This is a genomic window from Hymenobacter daeguensis (assembly GCF_054780555.1).
In genome coordinates this window covers 712,376-734,628 of the sequence record NZ_BAAGWC010000001.1, presented here as the reverse complement: position 1 = coordinate 734,628, position 22,253 = coordinate 712,376, and the positions used below count along the sequence as shown (strand labels likewise).

Here is a 22,253-nt window from a genome sequence, read left to right as displayed (position 1 = left end):
TCCTACTTCTTGATGAAATCCCCCATTCTCGCCACCGGCTTCCTGCTTTCCCTCGGCCTGTTCAGCGCCTGCCAGACGCAGAAGCCCGCCGTGGCCACTACTGCTGCTCCCGTTGTGCAAACTCCCATCTGGCAATCCGACGCCTACACTTTGTATCGCGACAAAGTGGTGCAGGGCAAGTACGAAGCCCGCGCCCTCTCCAGCACCGAGCTGGTTTCCAACTACGTGAGCCCCGCCAACGACCAGCAGAGTCCGCGCGTGGAGTTCAAGTTCAGCATCAACGGCAAGGACAACGAAATGGCGCCGGGCCTCAACCACCTGCTGCTGGCCGTGCCCCGGCCCGGCGGCGGGCCCATCGAGACGCCGCCCATCGTATTTGGCAAGCGCTATGCCGATGCCACGCCGGCCACCGCCACCACCTACCTGGCCCCGAACACGCCGGTAAAAATCCGGCTGGATATGCGGCCGGTGCTGGCGGCGTTCAAGAAGGACGGTTTCTACACCACCTTCAAGGGCGACAAGCTGTACCAGCAGGATTTCAAGCACGTGTACATTGCCGGCGGCACCGCGCCGCTGAGCTGGGATTTCGACAACCTGACCAACAAGCCCGAGCTGGAAATGAAGGATGCCGACGGCGACGGCATCTACGAAGTGACGCTGACGCTGAACCAGCCCGCCGCTGCCAAAACCACCGCGCAGAGCTGGAAAAAGAGCGTTAAAACGTCGGATTTCCCGCAGTACAGTTCCGACTATCCGCTGGCCGATGCGCTCTACAACCTGGCCCTGGAAGAAGCCCGCCGCGCCGTGGAGCCGGACAGCACCTTCCGCACCGGCAAGGAGTGGGCCGGTGTGTGGACCCGCGATGTGAGCTACAGCATCATCCTGGCGCAGGCCACCCTGCAGCCCAAAGTGGCCATGAACAGCCTCATGCGCAAGGTGAGCCCGAGCGGGCGCATCATTCAGGACACCGGCACGGGCGGCGCGTATCCGTGCTCCACGGACCGCATTATCTGGGCCACGGCGGCGTGGGAAATCTACCAGGCCACCGGCGACGAGGCCTGGCTGCGCAAGGTGTTCCCCATCATCCGGCAAAGCATTGCCGACGACGTGCAGAACGCCTACGACCCCGCCACCGGCCTGGTGCGCGGCGAGTCGTCGTTTCTGGACTGGCGCGAGCAAACCTACCCGCGCTGGATGCAGCCGGTGGACATTTACCAGAGCGAAAACCTGGGCACCAACGCCGCCCACTACCAGGGCAACATCGTGCTGGCCCAGATGGCCGCCAAGCTTGGCCAGCCCGGCGTGGCGGCGCAGTACAAGCGCCAGGCCGAGGCCATCAAGTTCGGCATCAACCAGCACCTGTGGCAGACCGACAAGGGCTATTATGGCCAGTACCTGTATGGCCGTACCGCGCTGGTACTCTCGCCCAAAGCCGAGGCGCTGGGCGAGGCCCTGTGCGTGCTCTTCGGCATTGCCGAAGGCGAGCGGGCGCAGCAGGTGGTGAGCAAAACGCCGACCACGCCCTACGGCATTTCGTGCATCTACCCGCAGATTCCGGGCATTCCGGCCTACCACAACGATGCCGTGTGGCCCTTTGTGCAGAGCTTCTGGGCGCTGGCCGCCGCCAGGGCCGGCAACGAGGCCTCGCTTATGGAAAGCATGGCCGCCATCTACCGGCCGGCGGCGCTGTTTCTGACCAACAAGGAGAATTTCGTGGCCCGCAACGGCGACTTCGCGGGCACCCAAATCAACTCCTCGAACATGCTCTGGAGCCTTTCGGGCAGCCTGAGCCTGGTGTATAAGGTGCTGTTTGGCATGCAGTACCAGGGCGATAAGCTGGTATTTCGGCCGTTTGTGCCGCAGGCGTTTGCCGGGCAGCGCCGGCTCGACGGCTTCCGCTACCGCAAGGCGGTGCTCGACGTGGAGATGACCGGCTTCGGCAACGCTATCCAAAGCATTACGCTCGATGGCCAGCCCTTGGCGGATGCCGCCATTTCGGCCGGCCTCACGGGCCGCCACAAGGTTGTCATCGCCCTGAGCAGCGAGGCCCCGGCCCCCCAGCCCGTGAACCGCGTGCCCGACCGCGTTTCGCCCGAAACGCCCACCGTCGCCTTCGCCAAAGGCCGCCTGACCTGGACCAAAGACGAAAACGCCGACGAGTTTCTGGTGCTGAAAAACGGCGCGCTCATCACCACCATCAAGGCCACGGAATACGTGGTGCCGGCCGGCCCCTTTGCCGTCTATCAGGTCATTGCCGTGGACGATGCCGGCCGCGAGTCCTTCGCCAGCGAGCCCCTGGAAACCGGCGCGGCCGTGGCTGCTGCGCCCCAGGTGCAGCTCGAAACCGTAGCCCCGAAAGCCGCGCTGCCCTACAAGGGCTACACGGGCAAGGGCTTCATCGAAATCAGCACCACAAAAAACAAGGCCCTCACCATCCCCGTCACGGTGCCCGAGGCCGGCCTCTACGCCCTCGATTTCCGCTACGCCAACGGCAACGGCCCCATCAACACCAATAACAAGTGCGCCATCCGCACGCTGCGGCGCGGCCCGGAGCTGCTGGGCACCGTGGTGCTGCCCCAGCGCGGCGTGGAGGAATGGAGCAACTGGGGTTTCTCGAACCCCCTCCTGGTGCGCCTCGAAGCCGGCAGGAATACCCTCACGCTAGCCTACGAGCCCGCCAACCAGAACATGAACGGCGAAGTGAACCAGGCCATGCTGGATTACCTGCGCGTGCGGCGGGTAGAGTAGGGGCACGGGCTGGCGGTGCTGGCGCGCGTCTGCGACGCGTGCCGACTGGTTTCGAGCCTGTGGCTCGGGTCGTGGTGTCGTTTGGGGCATTAGTTCAACGCCCGAGCCGCAGGCTCGAAGCCAGTGGGCACGCGTCGCAGACGCACGCCAGTAGGGGTAGGGACGCGCCAGCCGGAATAGCATAGCTCATGCTGCTAAAGAAACGATGCAATGACGTACCAACAAGTAGCAGCGGCTATGGCACTTGGGGCTTCCCTGGCCGCCTGTGCTCAGCAGCAGGAAAAGGCGTTTCCCTACCCCAAAATGGTGGTTGATGCGCATGAGCAGGCGCATTATAAGACGGCGCTCTGGTGCGCCTATACCAGCTATCTGGACAGTAGCGTATGCAAGCGACAGCCGCTTCACGACTCATTACGTGCAGCATTACAGCAACTGGTTTCCTATCATCGAACCCTTCTGCGAGTGAACAAAGGGCCTGAGGAAACGGAATTCCATTTTAACTGGAATTTTCATGGCCGTGCCGCAGAAGGGCTTTTTAATAATTGCCGCAAATATGCCCCAAACGCCTCTCAGTTTAGCCCGGTAGTGGCGGTGTGGGTTAATAACAAGGATGGGCTGATTGATTCAGTGCTCGACGGCAACAATGTAAGGTATTCGCCAGGACCGGCAATATCGCAGGTGGACGGCAAGTGGCATATTACCGGGCCTCCAGATAGGAATAATTTCTCGTATAATATTGACCAGCCCTGCAAAGCGGCCTTCCTGCGGGCCAATCGGAATCGGCTGAGCGGCGACCTGCTTCTGCTTTGCAAAGAGCGCAAGATTTTTGTCCCATAGGACTTACTGGCACACATGGCAGGCATTCTTTGCAATCATGCTACTTATACTGCGCTAAGCTCACCATGAAGCTGCTTAAAAAGTCGAAATCGTTGTCATCCTGAGCGCAGCGAAGGACCTCATCACGTCAGAATAGGCGTTGTTCTAATGTGATGAGGTCCTTCGCTGCGCTCAGGATGACAGACGTATAGGCAAATCAGACTTCCTAAACAGGTTCTATGCTTCGGTGTCGCCAAAATTTGTCAAACAAACAATAGAAGCAGCCGCACCAATTCAGGCACATGACCCAACCACCCGCGAACGCAGTTCCCACCCCCACCTACCTCCGCGCCATCCGCCTGCTCAACACGCCCGACGGCGGCTGCGCTTTCGAAACCGGCCGGCTGCCCACCGGCACGCACCTGGCCGTGAGCTACGCCTTCGCCGCAACCCACGATGACAACGAAAACCTGCCGCACGCCGCGCCGCGCACGCAGTACGTCGTCACGCTGCGGGGCCGGCTGCGCTTCACGGTGAGCAGCGGCGAAACGTTCATCATCGAGCCCGGCATCATCCTCGTGGCGAAGGATGTGCAAGGCCCCGGCCATACCTGGGAGCTGATGGAGGGCGAGGTGTGGGAGCGGCTCTACCTGCCCTTCGCGCCCGAGGCCGACGACCATTTCCTGGCCGACGGCCAGTAGTGAGGAAAAGGCCGAACGGCCTGGAGCAGCGGCCAGGCTGAAAGTGGCCGTTGGCCCGCCCAATGGCCAAATATTTTGCGTGGCGCAACGTCTCTGTCGGCATAACCGGTAGCTTTGGTAGGCGGCCGGGTTGCCGCCTGCATCATCAGCCTGGTTCTAAGCTTTATGAAAAAACCTCTCCTCATTGGTCTTGCCTTTGTTTTGATTGCCGTCGTTGTGTTTGGCCGCCGGTGGTGGATAAAATCGACCTCCGAAGTGGCGGCCCTGGCGGCGGGCCCCGCGCCCGCTGCCATTCGGTCGGACACGAGCACCGTGTTGTTTACCAGCCTTATTGGTGCCGGGGGCAGCGAGCCGGTGCTGGCCAACAAAAAAGGGCGCATCCGCAGCATCTACTTCAGCCCCGGCGAGTATGTGCGGCGCGGGGCCGTGGTGGCCAAGCTGGCCGACTACAATTTCATTCTGGCGCCGCACGATGGCTTTCTGGGCGCGCGACAGGTAGAAGTGGGCCAGTACGTGACGCCCACCACGCAGGTGAGCACCATCACGAAGCATGGCTACCTGCAGGTGCCCATCGGTAGCCGGACTGCCAGAAAAGCGCATGTGCAGCCCGGCGACTCGGTGCAGGTGTGGGCTTCGGCCCGCCCCACCCGCGTGGTAAAAGGCGTGGTGGCCCCGGCCGAAGACACCACCGGCGGCATTCGCCTCGAAATCCGGCTGCCCTCGCGCTCGCCGCTGCACGTGGGCGAGGCCGCCAGCGCACAGCTGCCCCGCTAACGCCGCACAGTACAGGACAGTTGGCGCCGGCCGCCTGAGCTTCTTGCCGCGTTGTTCACCGCTGCTGTCCTGATTTTGCGCATGAAGCTGCTGCTGCCCCTTCGCGGGTTTTTTCTGCTGTTGATTTTGGGCCTGAATGGCCTTTGCCCGGCCCGGGCTCAGGCGCAGGTGCTACGCCGCCCGGTGCCGGACAAGCTGGTGGTCCTCACCTTCGACGATGCCGTGCTGAGCCACGCCACCTACGTGGCTCCGCTGCTGAAAAAATACGGCTTCGGCGGCACGTTTTTCGTGTGCGAGTTCCGCGAGCCGCCGTTTGCGGATAAGACCAAATACATGAGCTGGGCGCAAATCCAACAGCTGGATAAGCTGGGGTTTGAAGTGGGCAGCCATACGCTCACGCATAAGCACGTCAACAAAATGTCGGCCGCTGAATTTGGCGCCGAACTGGATTCCATCGAAAGCCGCTGCCGCCGCTGGCGCATCCGCCAGCCGGTCACGTTTGCCTATCCCGGCTACGATGTGCACCCCACGGCCACGGCCGTGCTGGCCCAGCGCGGCTACCCGTTTGCCCGCGCCGGCGGCAGCCGCGCCTACGACCCCGCCACCGACCACCCGGCGCTCATTCCCAGCTTCAGCATCTCCGGCCTGCCCAGGGAAAAGGTGCTGGCTGCCCTGGCCCAGGCCCGCGACGGCCGCATCGTGGTGCTGACGGTGCACGGCGTGCCCGACACCGCCCACGACTGGGTAACCACCGACCCCAAACTGTTCGAAGAATACCTGCAATACCTGCGCGACAACCACTACAACGTAGTAGCCCTGCGCGACCTGGCCCGCTACGTGAACGTGAAAAAGGCGCAGCGCACCCTCACGCCGCGCTACGAGCATTTGAAATAAGCCACCTGAACAGTCATGCTGCGCTGCGCGCTGCATGACGTGCTTTTGGGAAATGGCGTCGCTACTTCGCCGCCAGCTTGAAGGGCGCCGTTTGCACGTCGCGCGAGTTGCCGCCCACCATCACCTGGAAGTCGCCAAGCTCGGCCGCGAATTTCAGGTCGTTGTTGTAGAATTTCAGCGCGTCGGGCGCGAGGCGGAAGGTGAGGGTTTTGCTCTCGCCGCGTTTCAGCAGCACTTTCTGGAAGCCCTTTAGCTCCGAAACCGGGCGGGAGATGGAGCCCACCAGGTCGCGCAGGTACAGCTGGGCCACTTCCTCGCCGTCCACGGGGCCGGTGTTCTGCACGGTCACGCTCACGGTGAGGGTTTCGGCGGGGCCGATGGTGGACTTGCTCAGCGTGGGCTTGCCGTAGGTGAAAGTGGTGTAGCTCAGGCCAAAGCCGAAGGGATAGAGCGGCTCGTTGCTCACGTCGAGGTAGCGCGACTTGTACTTGTCGAGCTTGACGCCGCCGTAGGGCCGGCCGGTGTTTTTGTGGTTGTAATAGAGCGGCTCCTGGCCCACCACCTGCGGGAAGGTGGCCGTGATTTTGCCGCTCGGGTTGTAGTAGCCAAACAGCACGTCGGCGATGGCGTTGCCGGCCTGCGTGCCCGCAAACCACGTTTCCAGCATGGCGTCGGCGTTCTGGTTTTCCCAGCTCAGGGCCAGCGGGCGGCCGTTCATCAGCACCAGCACCAGCGGCTTGCCGGTGGCTTTGAGGGCCTTCAGCAGGGCCAGCTGCTGGCCGGGCAGGGTGATGTCGGCACGGCTGGCGGCCTCGCCGCTCATGCCCTGGCTCTCGCCCACCACGGCCACCACCACGTCGGCATTCTGGGCCACCTGCACGGCTTCTTTTATCATGTCCTCGGGGCTGCGCTTGTCGATTTCGAGCTCGCCGCCGTGGGCCTGCAGGCGGTCAATCATCTGCGGGTCGTCGGCGATGTTAGCGCCCTTGGCGTAGGTGATTTTCAGGCCGGGCGCGGCGGCGCGCAGGCCCTGCTCCACCGATACCGCCTGGTGCCAGTCGCCGGCCCCGCTCCAGCTGCCGATGACGTCGCGCTGCCGGTTGGCCAGCGGGCCGATGAGGGCGATGCTGCCGGTTTTCTTCAACGGCAACGCATTCCGCTCGTTCTTCAAAAGCACCATGCTTTTGCGGGCAATGTCGCGGGCGGCGGCCAGGAACTCGGGCTTCATCAGGGTGCTGCCGGCGCGCTCGGCGCTCACGTTGCGGTAGGGGTCGGTGAAGAGGCCGAGCTTGTATTTGGCCTCCAGAATGCGGCGGCAGGCGGCGTCGAGCTGGGCCTTGCTCACGGCTCCGGACTGGATATTCTGCGCGGTGTATTTCAGGAAATCCTCGCCCACCATGTCCTGGTCGATGCCCGCGTTCAGGGCCAGGGCGGCCACCTGTTCGTCGGTGCCCATGCCGTGTTCCTTCATTTCCGGAATGGCCGTGTAGTCGGTGCACACAAACCCCTGGAAGCCCCACTGCTTGCGCAGCAGGTCGGTCATCAGCCACTTGTTGGCGGTGGCGGGCGTGCCGTTGATGTCGTTGAAGGAAGACATGACCGAGCCCACGCCAGCTTCCACGGCGGCCTTGTAGGGCGGCAGGTACTCGTTGTACATGCGCTGGCGGCTCATGTCGGTGGTATTGTAGTCGCGGCCAGCCTCGGCGGCGCCATAGAGGGCGAAGTGCTTGAGGCAGGCCATCACGGTGTTGGCTTTGGTGAGGTCGTTGCCGGGGCCCTGGTAGCCGCGCACCATGGCCTCGGCCACGCGCGAGCCGAGGTAGGGGTCTTCGCCGGCGCCTTCCGAGATGCGGCCCCAGCGGGCATCGCGGGCAATGTCGACCATGGGCGAAAACACCCAGTTCAGCCCGTCGGCCGTCGATTCCTCGGCCGCGATGCGGGCGCTTTGCTCAATGGCTTTCAAATCCCAGCTGGCCGCCAGCCCCAAGGCAATGGGGAAAATGGTGCGGTGCCCGTGAATGACGTCGTAGCCAAACATGAGCGGAATGTGCAGCCGCGACTCTTTCAAGGCCATTTCCTGCAGCTTGCGCACGGCAATGGGCGTGTAGGTATTGAACACGCCGCCCACGTTGCCCTTGCGGATGTTGGCGTCCACGCCCTGGCTCACCACCGGCCCGGTCACGTCGAACCCCACCGACACCAGGTTCAGCTGCCCGATTTTTTCCGCCTGCGTCATTTTCGCCATCAGCGCGTCGATGTACTGCTTCATCTTCTGGTCGGCAGTGGGAGCGGTGGCGGCGGGCGCGGGCTTTTTCTGAGCCTGCGCGGCGGGCGTGAGGGCCAAGGCGAGGAAAAGTGAGGCGAGGGGAATTCGTTTCATGGGAGCGGGTTTTGGGCAGGGTGTAGAGACACGACACTTCGCGTCTGGTCGTTGCTGATGTTGTTCTTCTAAGCGTCGCGGTTTGGTCGTTCAACGATGTAGAGACGCGAAGTGTCGCGTCTCTACATCGTTCGGTCATTTTGCCAGCGCCACCGGCGTGCGGGCCGAAACGCCGTTTTCGTTGAGGGCTTCGATGGTGAAATAATACGGCCGGTCCTTGTCCATGCCTTTGAACGTGTAGTCGTTGGCGCCGTGCACCATGATGCAGGAGTAGAGCTTGTCGGGCGCGAGGCCGGTGTAAATATTGTAGGCGTAGGCACCGTCCACCGGCGCCCAGCGGAGCCAGGCGCTGCGCTTGTCCTTCTCGGTGCGCAAGACTACGAAATTCTGCACCGCCGCCGGCTTCGCGCCGCTGCCGAGGCCGAACACCCGCAGGCCGCTGATGGCGAATTTGCCGGTGGGCATGTGCCCGTTTTCGAGCTTGATGAAGCGGGTTTTTACCGGTTTCGGTAGTTCGATGTAGTCGTGCGGCGCGTCGGTTTTGTTCCGGCTTTTATCAACTAAAAGCTGCCAGGTTTTGCCATCGAGCGAGTGGTAGAGCTTGTATTGATGGAATACGCCCAGCGACTTCCCCAGAAACTGAGCGTCCTGGTCGGCATAGTTGATTTGGATGGCGCGCACGGTGCTCAGGCTGCCCAAATCGGTCTGAATAAACTCGCCGGGCCGGGCCGTGGCGGCGCTCCAGTAGGTCTTGATATTTTCATCCACGGCGTAGTTCGGCAGGTAGCCGCCCAGCGTGCTCGACACCTGCACCGGGCGCTGGTAGCTGAGCAGCATCCAGCCCGTGAACTGCGGCTGCAGGTGGTTGGCCGGGCCGGTGGGCAGGTAGTGCGGGTAGTCTCCGAAAGCGGTGTTGCAGTACAGCGTGCCCTCGGCATCGAAGCCGGCCGGCCACAAACCCAGGCGGCGCTCGAAGTTGTTCTTCACGTTCACCACCATCGTCGAAACGTGCCACCAATTGTCCCAGGCATCCTGAAAGGTGTTGCCGTGGCCCGCGCCCCGGGCAAAGCCGCCCGGCTTGTAGGCAAACGGGTTGTGCGGCTGCGGCACGAACGGGCCCAGCGGCGCATCGGCCACCTGCACGCCGTCGGCGTAGCCGCTGAATTCGGTGCCGGGCGCGCCGTATTGCAGGTAGTATTTGCCGCCGTGCCTGGTCATCCACGCGCCTTCCATGAACGGGGCGAGAAAGGTGTTGTCCAGGTATTCGCCGAAGCGCTGCCAGCCGAACTGCTGGTCGTTCAGCCCAAACATCACCCTGGGCTCGCCGATGGGCTGGAAGGTTCGGCGGCTGATTTGCTGGCCGTAGAGCGGCAGCGTGTTGCTGCTGCCCCAGTAGAGGTAGAGCCGCCCGTCGGTATCGAGGAAAAAATCGGGGTCCCAGGCGCCAATCTGGAAGTCGTGCACGGCTTCCTTCCAGTCGTCGGCCTTCGGGTTGGTGCTCATCCAGATGGGGAAATTCTTCTCGTGCGTCGAGCCGTACACCAGCAGCGTATCGCCGAGCACGAACACGGCCGGCGCGCACAGGTCGTCATACACCTTGTGCTCGGGGCGCAGGAAGTGGCGCGGAATAAATTTCCAGTGGTTCAAATCGTGGCTCCACCAGTAGCCCCACTGGTTGGTGGAAAAGAGGTAGTAGTCGCCCTTGTAGCGGGTGATAACCGGGTCGGCGGTGGCGCGGTGCCGGCCGGCGGTGGCGAAATCGGGGATGGGCGTGTAGCCGTAGTCGAGGTTGAGCGGGTTGCAGTAGGTGGGGCGAGTTTGGGCGGGAGCGGGGAAGGCGAATAATAAGAACGTCAGGCAGAGCGCAGCGAAGCATCTTGCTCGCGCCACCTGACGCCGAAACCTCACCCCCGGCCCCTCTCCAAAAGAGAGGGGAGCCGGATAATTTTTGTCTGCGCAAAACCGGTGCCCCCTCTTTTTTGGAGAGGGGGTCAGGGGGTGAGGTTTCATCAGGCGGCGCGAGCAAGATGCTTCGCTGCGCTCTGCCTGACGTTCTGTGATTTCGTCCATCATCGTTCTCACTTCTTCACCGCCCCACTCTCAAACCCCAGCTTGCTCAGCCCGCGCTGCACATCAGGCGAGCTCATGAACAGCTTCCACAGCAGCCCCGTCCGATAGTTCTCAATCATTCCCACAATCGGGCCCTGGTCGATGGCCAGGTAGGATTTGGCCTGCCAGCTGTGCTCCTCGCTGAAGCCGTCCACGAAGCCGTATTCGCCCCAGATTTTATCGCCGAGGTCGAAGTAGAAATGCTTCAGCGCCTTCATCGACTGCTCCGGCGTGTAGGGGAAGGCCGAGAGGGCGGCGGTGGGGGAAATCACGCTCAAATCTTCCTTGGGGTTGTGGGCGGCGTAGCCCTGGTAGCTGTCGGAGGCGGTGAGGCCCCAGGTGTTGGCGCCGTAGCCTTTGAAGTGCCTGGGGTTTTCGACGCAGTACTGGTAGTTGATGAGCGTGTGGTTCTGGTTCTGCTGCCAGTAGTCGGCGTATTGGTCCTTGAGGCCGTGTGGATTCAGGCCTAGGAAGGAGTAGTGTGTGAAGAACAGCGGCCCACCCAAATCCGGCCCCAGCGGCAGCTTGATGCCGTAGTATTCCTTGCCGTTTTTGAACTCCGGCCCCACCGCCCAGCCTTGGTCGTACACGGGCTTGTCGATGGCGTATTTGGGCGACGAGGCGGCCAGCACGTAGGTTATCAGGCACTCGTTCCAGCCATGAATCTGGTGGTTCATGCTCCAGCCGTTGTTGGGGCTCCAGTGCCAGTAGAGCACGTTTTGGCCGCCCTGGGTTTGCCAGTTCCACTCCACGTTTTCCCACATCCAAAGTATGTGGTTGCGCAGGTCGAGCTCCACCGGCGTATCGGCGGTGAAGTACTGGCGGGCGCAAATCAGGCCTTCCATCAGGAAGGAAGTTTCCACGATGTCGCCGCCGTCGTCCTTCGCCCCGAACTTGATGACTTTGCCGGTTTCGCCGTTCAGCCAGTGCGGAAATACGCCGTGGTAGCAGTCGGCTTTTTCCAGCCAGCGCACCATTTTGTAGAGGCGCGTGGCGGCCTGCTCGCGGGTAATCCACTTGCGGTCGGCGGCCACGATGATGGCCATGATGCCGAAGCCCGTGCCGCCGGTGGTTACCACTTCGTTGCCGTAGTCGTAGGCCACGTTGCTGCGCTCCCGCGCCATGCCCGAAACCGGGTGGCCGAAGTCCCAGAAGTAGCGGAAGGTCTGCTTCTGGACGAGGTCGAGCAGCTGCTCATCGGTGAGGTTGCGGGGGCGTTGGCGCGGGTCGAACTTGGCGGTGGAGGCAGGAGCTTTTTTGGGCGCGGGCTTTTGCTGGGCCTGGAGGACGCCGGGCAGCAGCAGGAGCGCGAGAAGCAGCGGTTTTATAGACATGAGACAGGATAGCAGAACGTCATGCTGAGCGCAGCCGAAGCATCTCTACCGCTTCGTTGAGTCAATTGGATTACTACTGCAGTAGAGATGCTTCGGCTGCGCTCAGCATGACGTTCTTTTTAGTGAATGCAAAAAATCAATACCCTGGATTCTGCGTCAGCAGCCCGCCGCTCAAATCAATCTGGGCCTGCGGAATGGGGAACAGCTCGTGTTTGCCGCGCACAAACGTCTTGCCCTGGGCCGCGAAAATGGGTACGATGCGGCCCGGCGTCACGCTTTCCTGGCGCACGAGGTCGAAAAACCGGTCGTGTTCCAGGGCCAGCTCCACGCGGCGCTCCAGCCAGATGTTGGGCACCGTGGCGGTGCGCGAACCGGCCGTCAGGCCCGCCCGCACGCGCACGGCATCGAGGTCGGCCTGGGCGGCGGCGGCGTTGCCGAGTTGGGCAGCGGCTTCGGCGTGGATGAGTAAGATTTCGGCGTAGCGCAGGATGCGGATGTTCTTGGGCAGGTAGTCGTTGTTGCCGCAGTTGGGCTCGCGGGTGCGGCTATGGTAGGCCTTGTAGCTGTAGCGGAAATTCTCCACCGAGTCCTTGCTCGGGATGCGGAAACCGTCCCAGAGCACGGTGCCGGTGGAGCGCTGCCCGGCCGGGGCCGTGGGCTGAATGAAGATGATGCTGCCCGCCCGGCGCACGTCGTTGGGCTCGTATGCATTGGCCAGCTCAATGGTCGGGTTGTTGAAACCAAAGCCCAAATCGGCCCAGCCGCCACGGCCGCCGGAGCGCGGGCCCTGGCTCACGGTGTAGAGCTGGATGGCCGAGTTGTCGCACGATGCATTCACGCCGGCCTGCACCTCGAAAATCGACTCCGAACTGTTGTTGCCCACCGTGCGCCAGATGTCGGCGTAAGTGGGGTAGAGGGCGTAGGAGCCCGAGCGGCCCTGCACAATCTCATTGGTCAGGTTGAAGGCCTGCTGGTAGTTTTTCTGATACAGATACACCTTGGCCAGCAGGCCCTGGGCGGCGGCTTTGGTGGCGCGGCCGGTTTCGGTGGCGCCCTTCAGCGGCAGGTTATCGGCGGCAAACTGCAGGTCGCTGATGATGAAGGCGTAGATGTCGGCGGCCGAGGCGCGCTGCTGAAACTGCGGGCTGTTGATTTCCGAAGCCGCCGGCACACGGTCCAGCTTCGGCACGCCGCCGAACAGGCGCACGAGGTTGAAATAAAAGTAGCCGCGCAGGAAGCGCACCTGGCCCAATAGGTTGTTCTTCACCGCATCCGAAGCCGGGCTGAGCGGGATTTTATCGAGCGCCTGGTTGGCCCGGCCGATGGCCTGGTAGTAGCCATTCCAGGCGTTGTTCACGGTGCCGTTGGTGGGCGTGAGGGTGAAGTTGTCGATGGTCAGGGCGTCGCCGTAGTCGTTGGGCGTGCTGCCCTTGTCGGCATCATCGGAGGCAATGTCGGTGAGAATGACGAACTGCAAACCGTGTGTATCGGGCCCGAAACCACCAAGGTACATGGCGTTGTACACGCCATCGACCAGCTTTTGGGCGGCGGCCGGGTCGGTCCGAATGGCGTCTTCGCTGAGCTGGCCCTGCGGCGGCACGTCCAGGAAGTTGTTGCAGCCGCTGCCGAGGGCCAGCGTCAGGGCCAGCGCGGCCGTGCCGGCGCGGCGGGAGAAGGCGGAGAAATTGGGTTTCATCGGCGTAGCTTATTTGAAGTTGACGTTCAGCCCCAGGGTCACGGTGCGGCTGGTGGGGTAGGTGCTGGCCTCAATGCCCGAATCGAGCGGGCCGCCGGCCAGCTCCGGCGTGAAGCCGGTGTATTTGGTGGCCGTAAACACGTTCTGGGCAGCCGCGTAAATGCGAACCGACGCCAGGTGCGCTTTTTCCAGCGCCGTGCCGGGCACGGTATAGCCCAGCACCAGGTTGGCGAGGCGCAGGTAGTCGCCTTTTTCCAGGAAGAAGGTGGAGTTGGGCATGCCCTGGGTGAGGGCGCTGGGCGTGGTGTTGGAGGGGTTGCTGGCCGTCCACCGGTCGTTGGCGAAGCTGGCTTCCACGTTGTCGGTAATGGCGTTGCGGAGCTGCTTTTTGGCGTTGTAGACCTTGTTGTTCAGGTTGCCCGAGAACACGAAGGAGAAGTCCACGTTGCGGAAATTCAACCCGCCGTTGATGCCGAAATACACCGGTGGCTGGTAGGAGCCAAAGTAGCTGCGGTCCTTGAGGTCAACCACGCCGTCGCCGTTGGTATCGGCGTATTTCAGGTCGCCCACTTTGGGGTTGAAGGTGGAGCGCGGCCCGCTCGTGATTTCGTCGGCCGTCTGGTACACCCCAATGGCGTCGAGCAGGAAGAAGCTGCCGGCGGCCACGCCGTTGTCGGATTTCGTCACCAGATTGGTGCCGGCAAACAGGGCCTGGCCGCCGTTCAGGTTGGCGATGCGGTTCTGGTTGAAGGTCACGTTGGCGCCGATGTTGTAGCTCCAATCGGAGCTGCTGCCGATGCTGGCGCGCCAGTTCAGGGCCGCTTCCACGCCCCGGTTAGTGATGTCGGCGGCGTTGGTGATGAGCTGGTTGTCGGGGTCGCCGAGGATGCCGGGAATGTTCACCGGAATCAGCGCGTCGGTGGTGCGCTTGTTGTAGTAGGTCACCTCGCCGGTCAGGCGGTTGTCGAGAAAGCCGAATTCCAGGGCCGCGTCGTACTCCGTGGTGGTTTCCCAGCGCACGTTGCCGTCCTTGATTTGCGTGATGGTGGCACCCAGCACGTTCGTGCCGTTGAAGACGTAGGGAATGTTGGAGTTAGCCGTCAGCACGTAGGAGTTGGCCGGAATCTGGTCGTTGGCGAGCTGGCCGTAGCTGGCCCGCAGCTTCAGGAAGCTCAGCGTCTTGTTCTCCTTCAAAAAGTCTTCTTCCGAAATCACCCAGCCCAAACCCAGCGAGGGGAAAAAGCCGTTGCGCCGGTTGGCGGCAAACTTCGACGTGGCGTCGTGCCGCAGGTTGGTGGTCAGCAGGTACTTGCCCCGGTAGGCGTAATTGACGCGGCCCAGGAAGGAGATGCGGCGGTCTTTGGAAGGCAGGCCGGGGTCGGGGTTGTTGGGGTCGACGGGGTTGTTGGTGGCCGAGGTGGGGTCGCCGGTGTTGAGGTACCACTGGTTGGGGTCGGCGGGCACGTCTTTGCGGCTGCCGGAGAGGGGCGTGGTCATGCCTTCCTCGGTCACGGTACCCACCAGCACGGTCAGGTTGTGGTCCTCGTTGAAGGTGCGCTGGAAGGTGGCCGTGTTTTCCCAGAGGTAGCGGTAGGCGTTGGTCTGCGTCACGGCCAGGTTGCTGCGCGGGTTGCGCTGGTTGCCGCCGGTGGTGATGAACGTGGCCCCGTCGTTGAGGTACTGGTAGTCGTAGGTGCGGTTGTTGTTCGACATCAAATCCACGTTGATGGCCGAGCGCAGCGTCAGCCACTCCACCGGCCGCACGTCGAGGCCGATGTTGCCCTGCAGGCGGTTGTCGAGGCTTTTATTATCGTTTTTCTCGATGTCCAGCACCGGGTTGCCCACGTTGCCGAACGCCGAGGTGTTGCCGTACAGGCCGTTCACTTTGCTCGGGATAATGGGCGCGGCGCGGTAGGCGTTGCCATACGCGGCGTTCAGGTTCACGATGCGCGTATCGGCGTGGCTGAACGAGGCGTTCGAGCTGATGGTCACCTTATCCGAGAGCGTAAACGCCGTGTTGGAGCGCACCGTCAGGCGCTGAAACTTGTTGTTAATCACCGTGCCATCGTCCTGCAGCAGGTTGCCCGAGAAGTAATACTTCACGTTCTCCGACGCGCCCGACACGGCCAGGTTGTGGTTCTGGAACGTGCCGCGCTTCAGGATTTCGTCGTACCAGTTGGTGTTGGCCGGACTGGTCGGAATCACCGTCGTGGGCGCCACGTCCTTTAGGTAGCTGGTATACTGCCCGGTGTCGGCCATTTTCACCACTTTGGCTGCTTCCTTGAAGCCCACCGTGCCGCTGTAGCTCAGCACCGGCTTGCCCAGCTTGCCCTGTTTGGTGGTCACGATGATGACGCCGTTGGCCCCGCGCACGCCGTAGATGGCGGCGGCCGAAGCATCCTTCAGCACGTCAATCGAGGCAATGTCGGCATTGCTCAGGTTGCGGATGTCGGTGGTTTGCACGCCGTCCACCACGTACAGCGGCTCGGCGCCGCCCAGCAGCGTGCCCGTGCCCCGAATACGTACCTTGGGCTGGGCGTTGGGCGTGCCGTCGCTGATAATCTGCACGCCGGCCACCTTGCCCTGCAGCGCCTGGGTGGCGGTTTGCACGGGTTGGTTCACAATCTCCGAGCCCTCCACGCGGGCCACCGCGCCGGTCAGGTCCTGCCGGCGCTGGGTGCCGTAGCCCACAACCACCACTTCGCTCAGCGACTTGGTATCCGTCGCCAGCGAGACGTTGATGGTCGTTTGCGAGCCCACCACCACTTCCTGCGACGCGTAGCCCACGAAGCTGAACACCAGCGTGGCGCCCTCGGGCACGGCAATGGAAAACCTGCCGTCCGGGTCGGTCTGGGTGCCCGTGGTGCCGCCCTTCACGATGACGTTGACGCCGGGCAGGCCCGCGCCGGTTTCATCGACCACGCGGCCGGTCACCGTCGCGTCGGCCGGGGCTGCCGCCGCGCCGGGCGCGACCAGCGCCGCCGCGGGCCGCAGGATAATGCCGTCGTTGATGACCTTGTAGTCAATCTTCAGCGGCTCCAGCAGCTGGCTCAGCAGCTGCGCCAGGGGCAGGCCCACGGCATTTACCGACACGCGCCGGCTGGCCCCGATGAGCTGCCGGCTGTACTGAAAATGCACCTTGGCCTGGGCCTCAATCTTGCTCAGCACCGTGGCCATGCGCTCGTCGGTGGCCTGGAGCGTGATGGGCTGGTCCAGCACCGGCTGCGCGGCCGAGGCCGGGCCGAGGCCCGCCAGCAGGCACAGCAGGCCCGGCAGCAGCACCAGAGGCCGAAGCCGCCGCAAAAAACGTGAGAATTGTAAGGGAGTTGACATAGAAAGGGAGTGGGGTTTGGTGGGAATCGTCGGAAGCCGGCCGGCGCGCCGAATACGGTCGCAGCCAGCGGTGACAGGAGAAGCGGAAATGGATTAGTTTCCGGAATCGATTGCGGGACGGGCAGGCATAGGCAGCTGAAAAAAGTGAGCAACTATTCAGCCTGGCAGGGCTGGCTATGAAACAGAATGCGGCCGTCGGCCTGCTCGTAAGAGGCTCCCAGCGCTTCGCAGATGATGGTGAGTTTCTCAAACAGCGGCTCGCTGCCCAGGGTCAGGTTGAGGGTACAGCTTTGCAGTGCTGCTTTATCGTACACAATATCAACCTGGTAGGCTTTCTCCAGGGCCGCCAGCACTTCGGCCACCGGCCGGTCTACAAACACGAAGGACTGCGGCGCCACCAATGCTGGCCGGGCCACCAAATCGCGCCGCAGCTGGTGCCGGGCCGGCGAGTACACGGCCTGCTGATTGGGCAGCACCACCACGCTGGCTGCTGCCGCGCCGGCTGCAGCTTCGCGGGCACTCACGCGCACTGCGCCGGTGTGCACCCGCACCTGCACATCGGGCTGGGTGGCGTAGGCCTCCACCTCGAAGCTGGTGCCCAGTACCGACGTGACCACCTTGTCGGTAAACACCAGGAAGGGGTGCCGGGCATCGTGAAAAACATCAAAAAATGCCTCGCCCCGCAGGTAAGCCACGCGCCGCGAGCCCTGAAGGGCACGCGAATACTTCAGCGTACTGGCCGGGGCCAGGGTCACGGCGCTGCCGTCGGGCAGGGCAATCTGGGTTTCGTAGGCCGAGGCGTTGGTGTACACCTGCCACTGCACCGGCGCGGCGCGGCGGCTGGCCGGCGGGGTGGGCTGCAGGGTAAGATTGTTCCAGCGCAGCGGCCCATAGCCCAGCTGCACGCCGAGCAGGCCGGTGCTTATTACCACGGCCGCTGCGGCCGCCCAGCGCACACTGGCCGGCCAGGAGCTCCAGAGCGGCAGGACCTGGGTGCGGGGAGCCGGGCGGTGGCCCAGCGTGGTCTGGTCGGCAATGCGCTGCCAGACGGTGGCCGCCAGTGCTTCTTTTTCCGCAGCGTCCAGGTTGAGCGGCTGGCCCGCGCCAAGCTGGTGATACCAGCGCTCCAGCCGCTGCTTTTCCACGGGCGTACACTCGCCCCGCTGGTAGCGACGCAGTAAATCACGAAACTCGGATTGGTCCTTGGCCATGGCGCGGAGGGGTGGGTAAAGGAGTAGTCAGCCAACCCGCGCTACCCCCTAAGCCCGGAGGATTTATTTTTTGCAGGCCGGCCGTTCGTTGCCCCGATAAACAACCGGAAAAGGACTGTAACCGGGTGATAGTAAGTGCGCTAATTAGTTAATAAAATAATCAGCACCAGCAGAAAATCTTTCAGCGAGATGCGCAGCAGGCGCAGCGCCCGGGTAATGTGGTATTCCACGGCTTTGGTAGACAGCTTGAGCCGGCCGGCAATCTGCGGCACGGTTTGATGCTCTACGCGGCTGAGCTGGAAGATTTCGCGGGTGTGCGCCGGCAGGTGGGCCAGCCCGGAGCGCAGGGCCCCGGCCAGGTCGGCGGCGGCCAGGTCTTCCTCGGTGCGGTGGTCGGCCTCGGAAGCCAGCGTGCGGCAGTAGGCCAGGTAGCCCGCGTGAGTCAGGCGCGTCTTGATGAGATTGATAACCTGGTATTTGACGGCCGTGCCCAGGTATTCGGGGAGCTTCTGGATGTCGGCCGTGGCGCGTTTGTGCCAGAGGGCGGCAAAGACATCCTGCACGATTTCCTCGGCCGCCTCGCGGGAGCCGGTTTTGCGAAACGCCTGCTCGAGCAGGCCCAGGCCGTAGCGGCGGTATATCTCGGCAAAAGCCTGGGCATCATCCTGGTGCAGCGCCTGCAGCAGGGCGGCATCGTCGCGGGCGGCGTACGGGAGCAGTACGGGTACGGAAGCAGGCACGAGTGCGGGGCGTGACATCGAAGGGGAGTAAGCCAGCCTCTACGAAAAGCTGAGCCGTTTGTGTTGTTCGGCCTTGCCGGGGGGGCTGCCCGGCAAAGTAGCACCCTGGCAAGATATGATGATACGGAATGAGTGAGGACTCACAACAAAAAATCAAGTAAATCAATACAGCTTTTTTTAATAAAAATTTCTGAAAGAACACTGGGTAAGGTAATTAAGCCTGGGTTTTGTTTTACATTTGGGCTACCCTCTAAACCCCCATTTTTATAATGAGAAAACTGCTTACTTTAACGTACAAATCGATGCTGTGCGCCCTGGGCGTGGGCATCGCGGGTGCGGCTCAGGCCGCTCCGGTCCCGGTAGCCGTGACGGGCTACACCGCCGACGTAGTAGCCGATGGCACCGGCACTGCGCTGTCCCGGGTTTCCCTCGACTTCGACGGCGCTTCCTACGCCCTGATGGCGGTGGGCTACACCAACCCCACTGGTTCGGTGGCTACCTCGGGCCTGCCGGCTTCGGGCCTCATCAACAGCGCCAACACCAGCGGCCTGAGCTTCCAGCTGGCGGCGTACACGGCCAACAACTCGCTGCGCCTGGCCACGGCCGGCACCGGCGCCCTCACGCTGACGACGCCCCGCACGGCCGGCGACATCTACGTGCTGGCTTCGTCGGGTAGCGGCGTTAGCACGGCGGTGGTCACGGTGACCTTCACCGATGGCACCACGCAGGTGTTCCCCTCCACCTCGGTGGGCGACTGGTATGGTGGCACCGGCGCGGCCATTGTGGGCCTGGGCCGCGTGAGCACCGCCGACAACAGCATCACAAACAGCACGGTGGACCCCCGCCTCTATGAGTTCCGCTACACCATTTCGGCGGCCAACATCGCCAAGTCGGTGCAGAGCGTGAGCTTCAACAAAACCTCCACGACTGGTGTGCTCAACGTGATGGGCATCAGCGTGAACCCCGTGTGCAACAGCACGCCCACGGCCGGCACGGCCACGGCCACGGCCACCAACACCTGCGCTTCGGCCGGCATCGTGGTATCGCTCACGGGGGCTTCTACCGATGGCGGCCTGGCCTACCAGTGGCAGGCTTCGACCAACGGCGGCACCTCGTACACCGACATCACCGGTGCCACCGGCACCACCTACACGGTATCGGGCCAGACGACGACGACGCTCTACCGCGCCCGCGTGACCTGCACGGGCACCAACCAGTCGGCCAACTCCACGGCGGTTACCATCTCCTCGTCGGCCCCGACCTATGCTACGCTGCCCGTGGTGGAAAGCTTCGAAGGCACCTGGATTAGCTCGTGCAACACCCGCGACGTGCCTTCGGCTTCGTGGCGCACCACGCCGGCAACGGGCAACAACTCGTGGCGGCGCGATGACGACGGCACGGCCGCCAGCTGGACCAGCCCCACGGCCTATATCTACACCCCGGTGAGCAGCCAGGGCGCACGCTCGGCCCGCTTCCACAGCGGCTGGGTGCAGGCGGGCATCCTCGGCACCCTCGACCTGTATGTGGACCTGAGCGCCGCCGGCGCCAAGCGCCTGAGCTTCGACATCAACAACTCGGCCGGGACCGACTCCCTGATTGTGGAGCTTTCCACCAATGGCGGCACTACGTACTCGCGTCTGGGCCGCTACGGCGTAACGGGGGCTGGTTTCGTGACGCAGGTGCTGCCCATCACGGCTACTTCGGCTACTTCGGTCATTCGTTTCCGGGGCCGTGGCGACTATGGCAGCAACGATATCGGCCTCGATAACCTCATCCTGGAATCGGCTACGGGCTGCCTCACGCCGGCCTCGCTCACGGCCACCACGACGACGACCACCGCTTCGCTCTCGTGGCTGACGGGCGGCACCGGCACCTACACCGTAGTGTATGGCCCCACCGGCTTCAACCCCGCGCTGCCGGCCTCGGCCACCAACGTGTACACCACCGTGGCCGGCCTGACGGCTCCGCCCTACGCTCTCACCGGCCTCACGCCCGGCACCACCTACCAGTTCTACGTGACGGCCAACTGCGGCGCGGGCACCAACTCCGGCACCGCCGGCCCGCAGTCCTTCACCACGCTCATTGTGAACGACGAACCCTGCGGCGCTACCGTGCTGACCATCAACAATACCTGCACGCCGTTGTCCACTACCACCTTTGGTGCCACCACCACGGCCTCGTCGGTGTACGGCACGGGTGGCCAGGGCACGGGCTGCGGCTCGATTACCTCGCCGCGCGACGTGTGGTTTACCTTCACCACGGCCGCTACCGGCCCCACCAGCACGGCTGTTCGCATCTCGGTAACGGGCGGCGCGGCCAGCGTGGTGCGCGCCTACTCGGGCACGGCCTGCGCCGGCCCGCTCACCTACATCAGCTGCGTGGGCACGGCCTCGAACACGGCTGCGCCGAACCTCGACCTGAGCAACCTCACGCCCAGCACCACCTACTACATCCGCGTGAACGAGTACAGCACCACCGGCACGCTCGGCAACTTCACCATTTGCGCCACGCCGGTGCCCAACTGCCCGGTGCCCACCGGCCTGGCCACCGGCACCATCACCAACACGTCGGCAGTGGTTAACTGGACTTCGACCACCACGGGCAGCACCTACACGGTTATCTACGGTCCCTCGGGCTTCACGCCGCCGACGGGCACGGGCAGCACTACGCTCACCGGCATCACCGGCCTGAGCACGACCATCACCGGCCTGCAGCCCAACACGGCCTACCAGTTCTACGTGCAGCAGGTGTGCGGCAGCTTCAACGGCAGCAGCACGCTGGCCGGCCCCATCAGCTTCACCACGCCGCTCACGCCGCCTTCAAACGACGACCCCTGCGGCGCTACGGCCTTCGGCACCACGGCCGTAACGGGCTCAAACGTGGGCGCCACCACCACGGCCGGCCCCACCAACCCCGTTTGCTCGACTGCCAGCCTGCCCAAAGACGTGTGGTTCAGCTTTGTGCCCACCGCTACTTCGACCTCGCTCACGCTGACCGGCGCGCCGGCCGGCACCGTGCGGGTGTACTCGGGGGCCAGCTGCTCGGCCACGCTGACCTTGCTGACCTGCGCATCGTCGGGGGCCAACAACACGGCCCTTACGACTCCTCTGAACGTAACCGGCCTCACCGCTGGCACGCGCTACTACGTGGCCGTGAGCGGCTACGGCAGCAACGATGCCACCGGCTCGTTCACCATTGCCGGCACGAACCTGGCCACGCCGACCGCTACCCGCGCTCAGGCCGACACCGACGCCCTGCTGGTGTACCCCAACCCCAGCAGCACCGGCCAGCTCACCCTCAAGCTGAGCGGCCTGAGCGGCGCCGGCCAGGCTTCGCTGCTCAACGCCCTGGGCCAGGTGGTGCTCACCAAAAACCTGACCGGCACCGCCGAGCAGACCCTGAGCACCCGCGGCCTCGCCGCCGGCCTCTACACCCTGCGCGTAGCAGCTGGTGCCCAGGTTCTGACCCGCAAAGTCGTGCTGGAATAGCGCTTCGCTAACCGCCTCCGAAAAAGGCC

The 22,253-nt window shown here is 63.5% G+C and carries 13 protein-coding genes; 6 read left to right on the top strand and 7 right to left on the bottom strand.

Annotated elements, in window-relative coordinates; translation table 11 throughout:
• Positions 1 to 12 precede the first annotated feature (12 nt).
• The 5 genes from ACYVHT_RS03055 to ACYVHT_RS03035 all read left to right on the top strand — a co-directional run bounded on the left by ACYVHT_RS03055 (position 13) and on the right by ACYVHT_RS03035 (position 5,933).
• On the top strand, positions 13 to 2,748 hold the full coding sequence (locus ACYVHT_RS03055) for an MGH1-like glycoside hydrolase domain-containing protein (RefSeq protein ID WP_460547814.1): 2,736 nt from the start codon (positions 13 to 15) through the stop codon (positions 2,746 to 2,748).
• 210 nt (positions 2,749 to 2,958) lie between these two features.
• Positions 2,959 to 3,585: a hypothetical protein gene (locus tag ACYVHT_RS03050; protein WP_460547812.1), complete on the top strand. Its 627-nt coding sequence runs from the start codon at positions 2,959 to 2,961 to the stop codon at positions 3,583 to 3,585.
• A 281-nt stretch (positions 3,586 to 3,866) separates the two neighbouring features.
• Positions 3,867 to 4,265 (top strand): cupin domain-containing protein, encoded by a 399-nt coding sequence (locus ACYVHT_RS03045; RefSeq protein WP_460547810.1) that lies wholly within the window; start codon positions 3,867 to 3,869, stop codon positions 4,263 to 4,265.
• 165 nt (positions 4,266 to 4,430) lie between these two features.
• Positions 4,431 to 5,039, top strand: coding sequence for a hypothetical protein (locus ACYVHT_RS03040; RefSeq protein ID WP_460547808.1), 609 nt, complete (start codon positions 4,431 to 4,433; stop codon positions 5,037 to 5,039).
• 81 nt (positions 5,040 to 5,120) lie between these two features.
• Positions 5,121 to 5,933, top strand: coding sequence for a polysaccharide deacetylase family protein (locus ACYVHT_RS03035; protein ID WP_460547806.1), 813 nt, complete (start codon positions 5,121 to 5,123; stop codon positions 5,931 to 5,933).
• A gap of 61 nt (positions 5,934 to 5,994) precedes the next feature.
• Here ACYVHT_RS03035 and bglX read toward each other — a convergent pair whose 3' ends face one another.
• From bglX to ACYVHT_RS03000, 7 genes are all read right to left on the bottom strand, one after another.
• The gene (gene bglX / locus ACYVHT_RS03030) at positions 5,995 to 8,313 is read right to left on the bottom strand and encodes a glycoside hydrolase family 3 protein (RefSeq protein ID WP_460547804.1); all 2,319 of its coding nucleotides are present in this window, start codon (positions 8,311 to 8,313) and stop codon (positions 5,995 to 5,997) included.
• A 135-nt stretch (positions 8,314 to 8,448) separates the two neighbouring features.
• Positions 8,449 to 10,203 (bottom strand): family 43 glycosylhydrolase, encoded by a 1,755-nt coding sequence (locus ACYVHT_RS03025; RefSeq protein WP_460547802.1) that lies wholly within the window; start codon positions 10,201 to 10,203, stop codon positions 8,449 to 8,451.
• Between the two features lie 188 nt (positions 10,204 to 10,391).
• Complete coding sequence (locus ACYVHT_RS03020; protein ID WP_460547800.1) at positions 10,392 to 11,756, bottom strand: glucoamylase family protein; 1,365 nt, start codon at positions 11,754 to 11,756, stop codon at positions 10,392 to 10,394.
• Positions 11,757 to 11,892: 136 nt separating this feature from the next.
• Positions 11,893 to 13,452 (bottom strand): RagB/SusD family nutrient uptake outer membrane protein, encoded by a 1,560-nt coding sequence (locus tag ACYVHT_RS03015; RefSeq protein ID WP_460547798.1) that lies wholly within the window; start codon positions 13,450 to 13,452, stop codon positions 11,893 to 11,895.
• 9 nt (positions 13,453 to 13,461) lie between these two features.
• On the bottom strand, positions 13,462 to 16,785 hold the full coding sequence (locus ACYVHT_RS03010) for a SusC/RagA family TonB-linked outer membrane protein (RefSeq protein ID WP_460547796.1): 3,324 nt from the start codon (positions 16,783 to 16,785) through the stop codon (positions 13,462 to 13,464).
• A gap of 152 nt (positions 16,786 to 16,937) precedes the next feature.
• Entirely contained in the window at positions 16,938 to 17,996 is a 1,059-nt protein-coding gene (locus ACYVHT_RS03005) for a FecR family protein (RefSeq protein WP_460547794.1), read from the bottom strand.
• A gap of 140 nt (positions 17,997 to 18,136) precedes the next feature.
• Positions 18,137 to 18,736 (bottom strand): sigma-70 family RNA polymerase sigma factor, encoded by a 600-nt coding sequence (locus ACYVHT_RS03000; protein WP_460547792.1) that lies wholly within the window; start codon positions 18,734 to 18,736, stop codon positions 18,137 to 18,139.
• Positions 18,737 to 19,005: 269 nt separating this feature from the next.
• On the opposite strand from ACYVHT_RS03000, the gene ACYVHT_RS02995 reads away from it, so the two are divergent.
• The gene (locus ACYVHT_RS02995) at positions 19,006 to 22,224 is read left to right on the top strand and encodes a fibronectin type III domain-containing protein (RefSeq protein ID WP_460547790.1); all 3,219 of its coding nucleotides are present in this window, start codon (positions 19,006 to 19,008) and stop codon (positions 22,222 to 22,224) included.
• Positions 22,225 to 22,253: the final 29 nt, after the last annotated feature.

What these genes read in the sequence shown, in the direction of transcription:
- ACYVHT_RS03045 (WP_460547810.1), top strand. Translation starts at nt 3,867, where the DNA reads ATGACCCAACCACCCGCGAACGCAGTTCCCACCCCCACCTACCTCCGC.
- ACYVHT_RS03015 (WP_460547798.1), bottom strand. Translation starts at nt 13,452, where the DNA reads ATGAAACCCAATTTCTCCGCCTTCTCCCGCCGCGCCGGCACGGCCGCG.
- ACYVHT_RS03010 (WP_460547796.1), bottom strand. Translation starts at nt 16,785, where the DNA reads ATGTCAACTCCCTTACAATTCTCACGTTTTTTGCGGCGGCTTCGGCCT.
- bglX (WP_460547804.1), bottom strand. Translation starts at nt 8,313, where the DNA reads ATGAAACGAATTCCCCTCGCCTCACTTTTCCTCGCCTTGGCCCTCACG.
- ACYVHT_RS03050 (WP_460547812.1), top strand. Translation starts at nt 2,959, where the DNA reads ATGACGTACCAACAAGTAGCAGCGGCTATGGCACTTGGGGCTTCCCTG.
- ACYVHT_RS03035 (WP_460547806.1), top strand. Translation starts at nt 5,121, where the DNA reads ATGAAGCTGCTGCTGCCCCTTCGCGGGTTTTTTCTGCTGTTGATTTTG.
- ACYVHT_RS03040 (WP_460547808.1), top strand. Translation starts at nt 4,431, where the DNA reads ATGAAAAAACCTCTCCTCATTGGTCTTGCCTTTGTTTTGATTGCCGTC.
- ACYVHT_RS02995 (WP_460547790.1), top strand. Translation starts at nt 19,006, where the DNA reads ATGAGAAAACTGCTTACTTTAACGTACAAATCGATGCTGTGCGCCCTG.
- ACYVHT_RS03055 (WP_460547814.1), top strand. Translation starts at nt 13, where the DNA reads ATGAAATCCCCCATTCTCGCCACCGGCTTCCTGCTTTCCCTCGGCCTG.
- ACYVHT_RS03020 (WP_460547800.1), bottom strand. Translation starts at nt 11,756, where the DNA reads ATGTCTATAAAACCGCTGCTTCTCGCGCTCCTGCTGCTGCCCGGCGTC.
- ACYVHT_RS03005 (WP_460547794.1), bottom strand. Translation starts at nt 17,996, where the DNA reads ATGGCCAAGGACCAATCCGAGTTTCGTGATTTACTGCGTCGCTACCAG.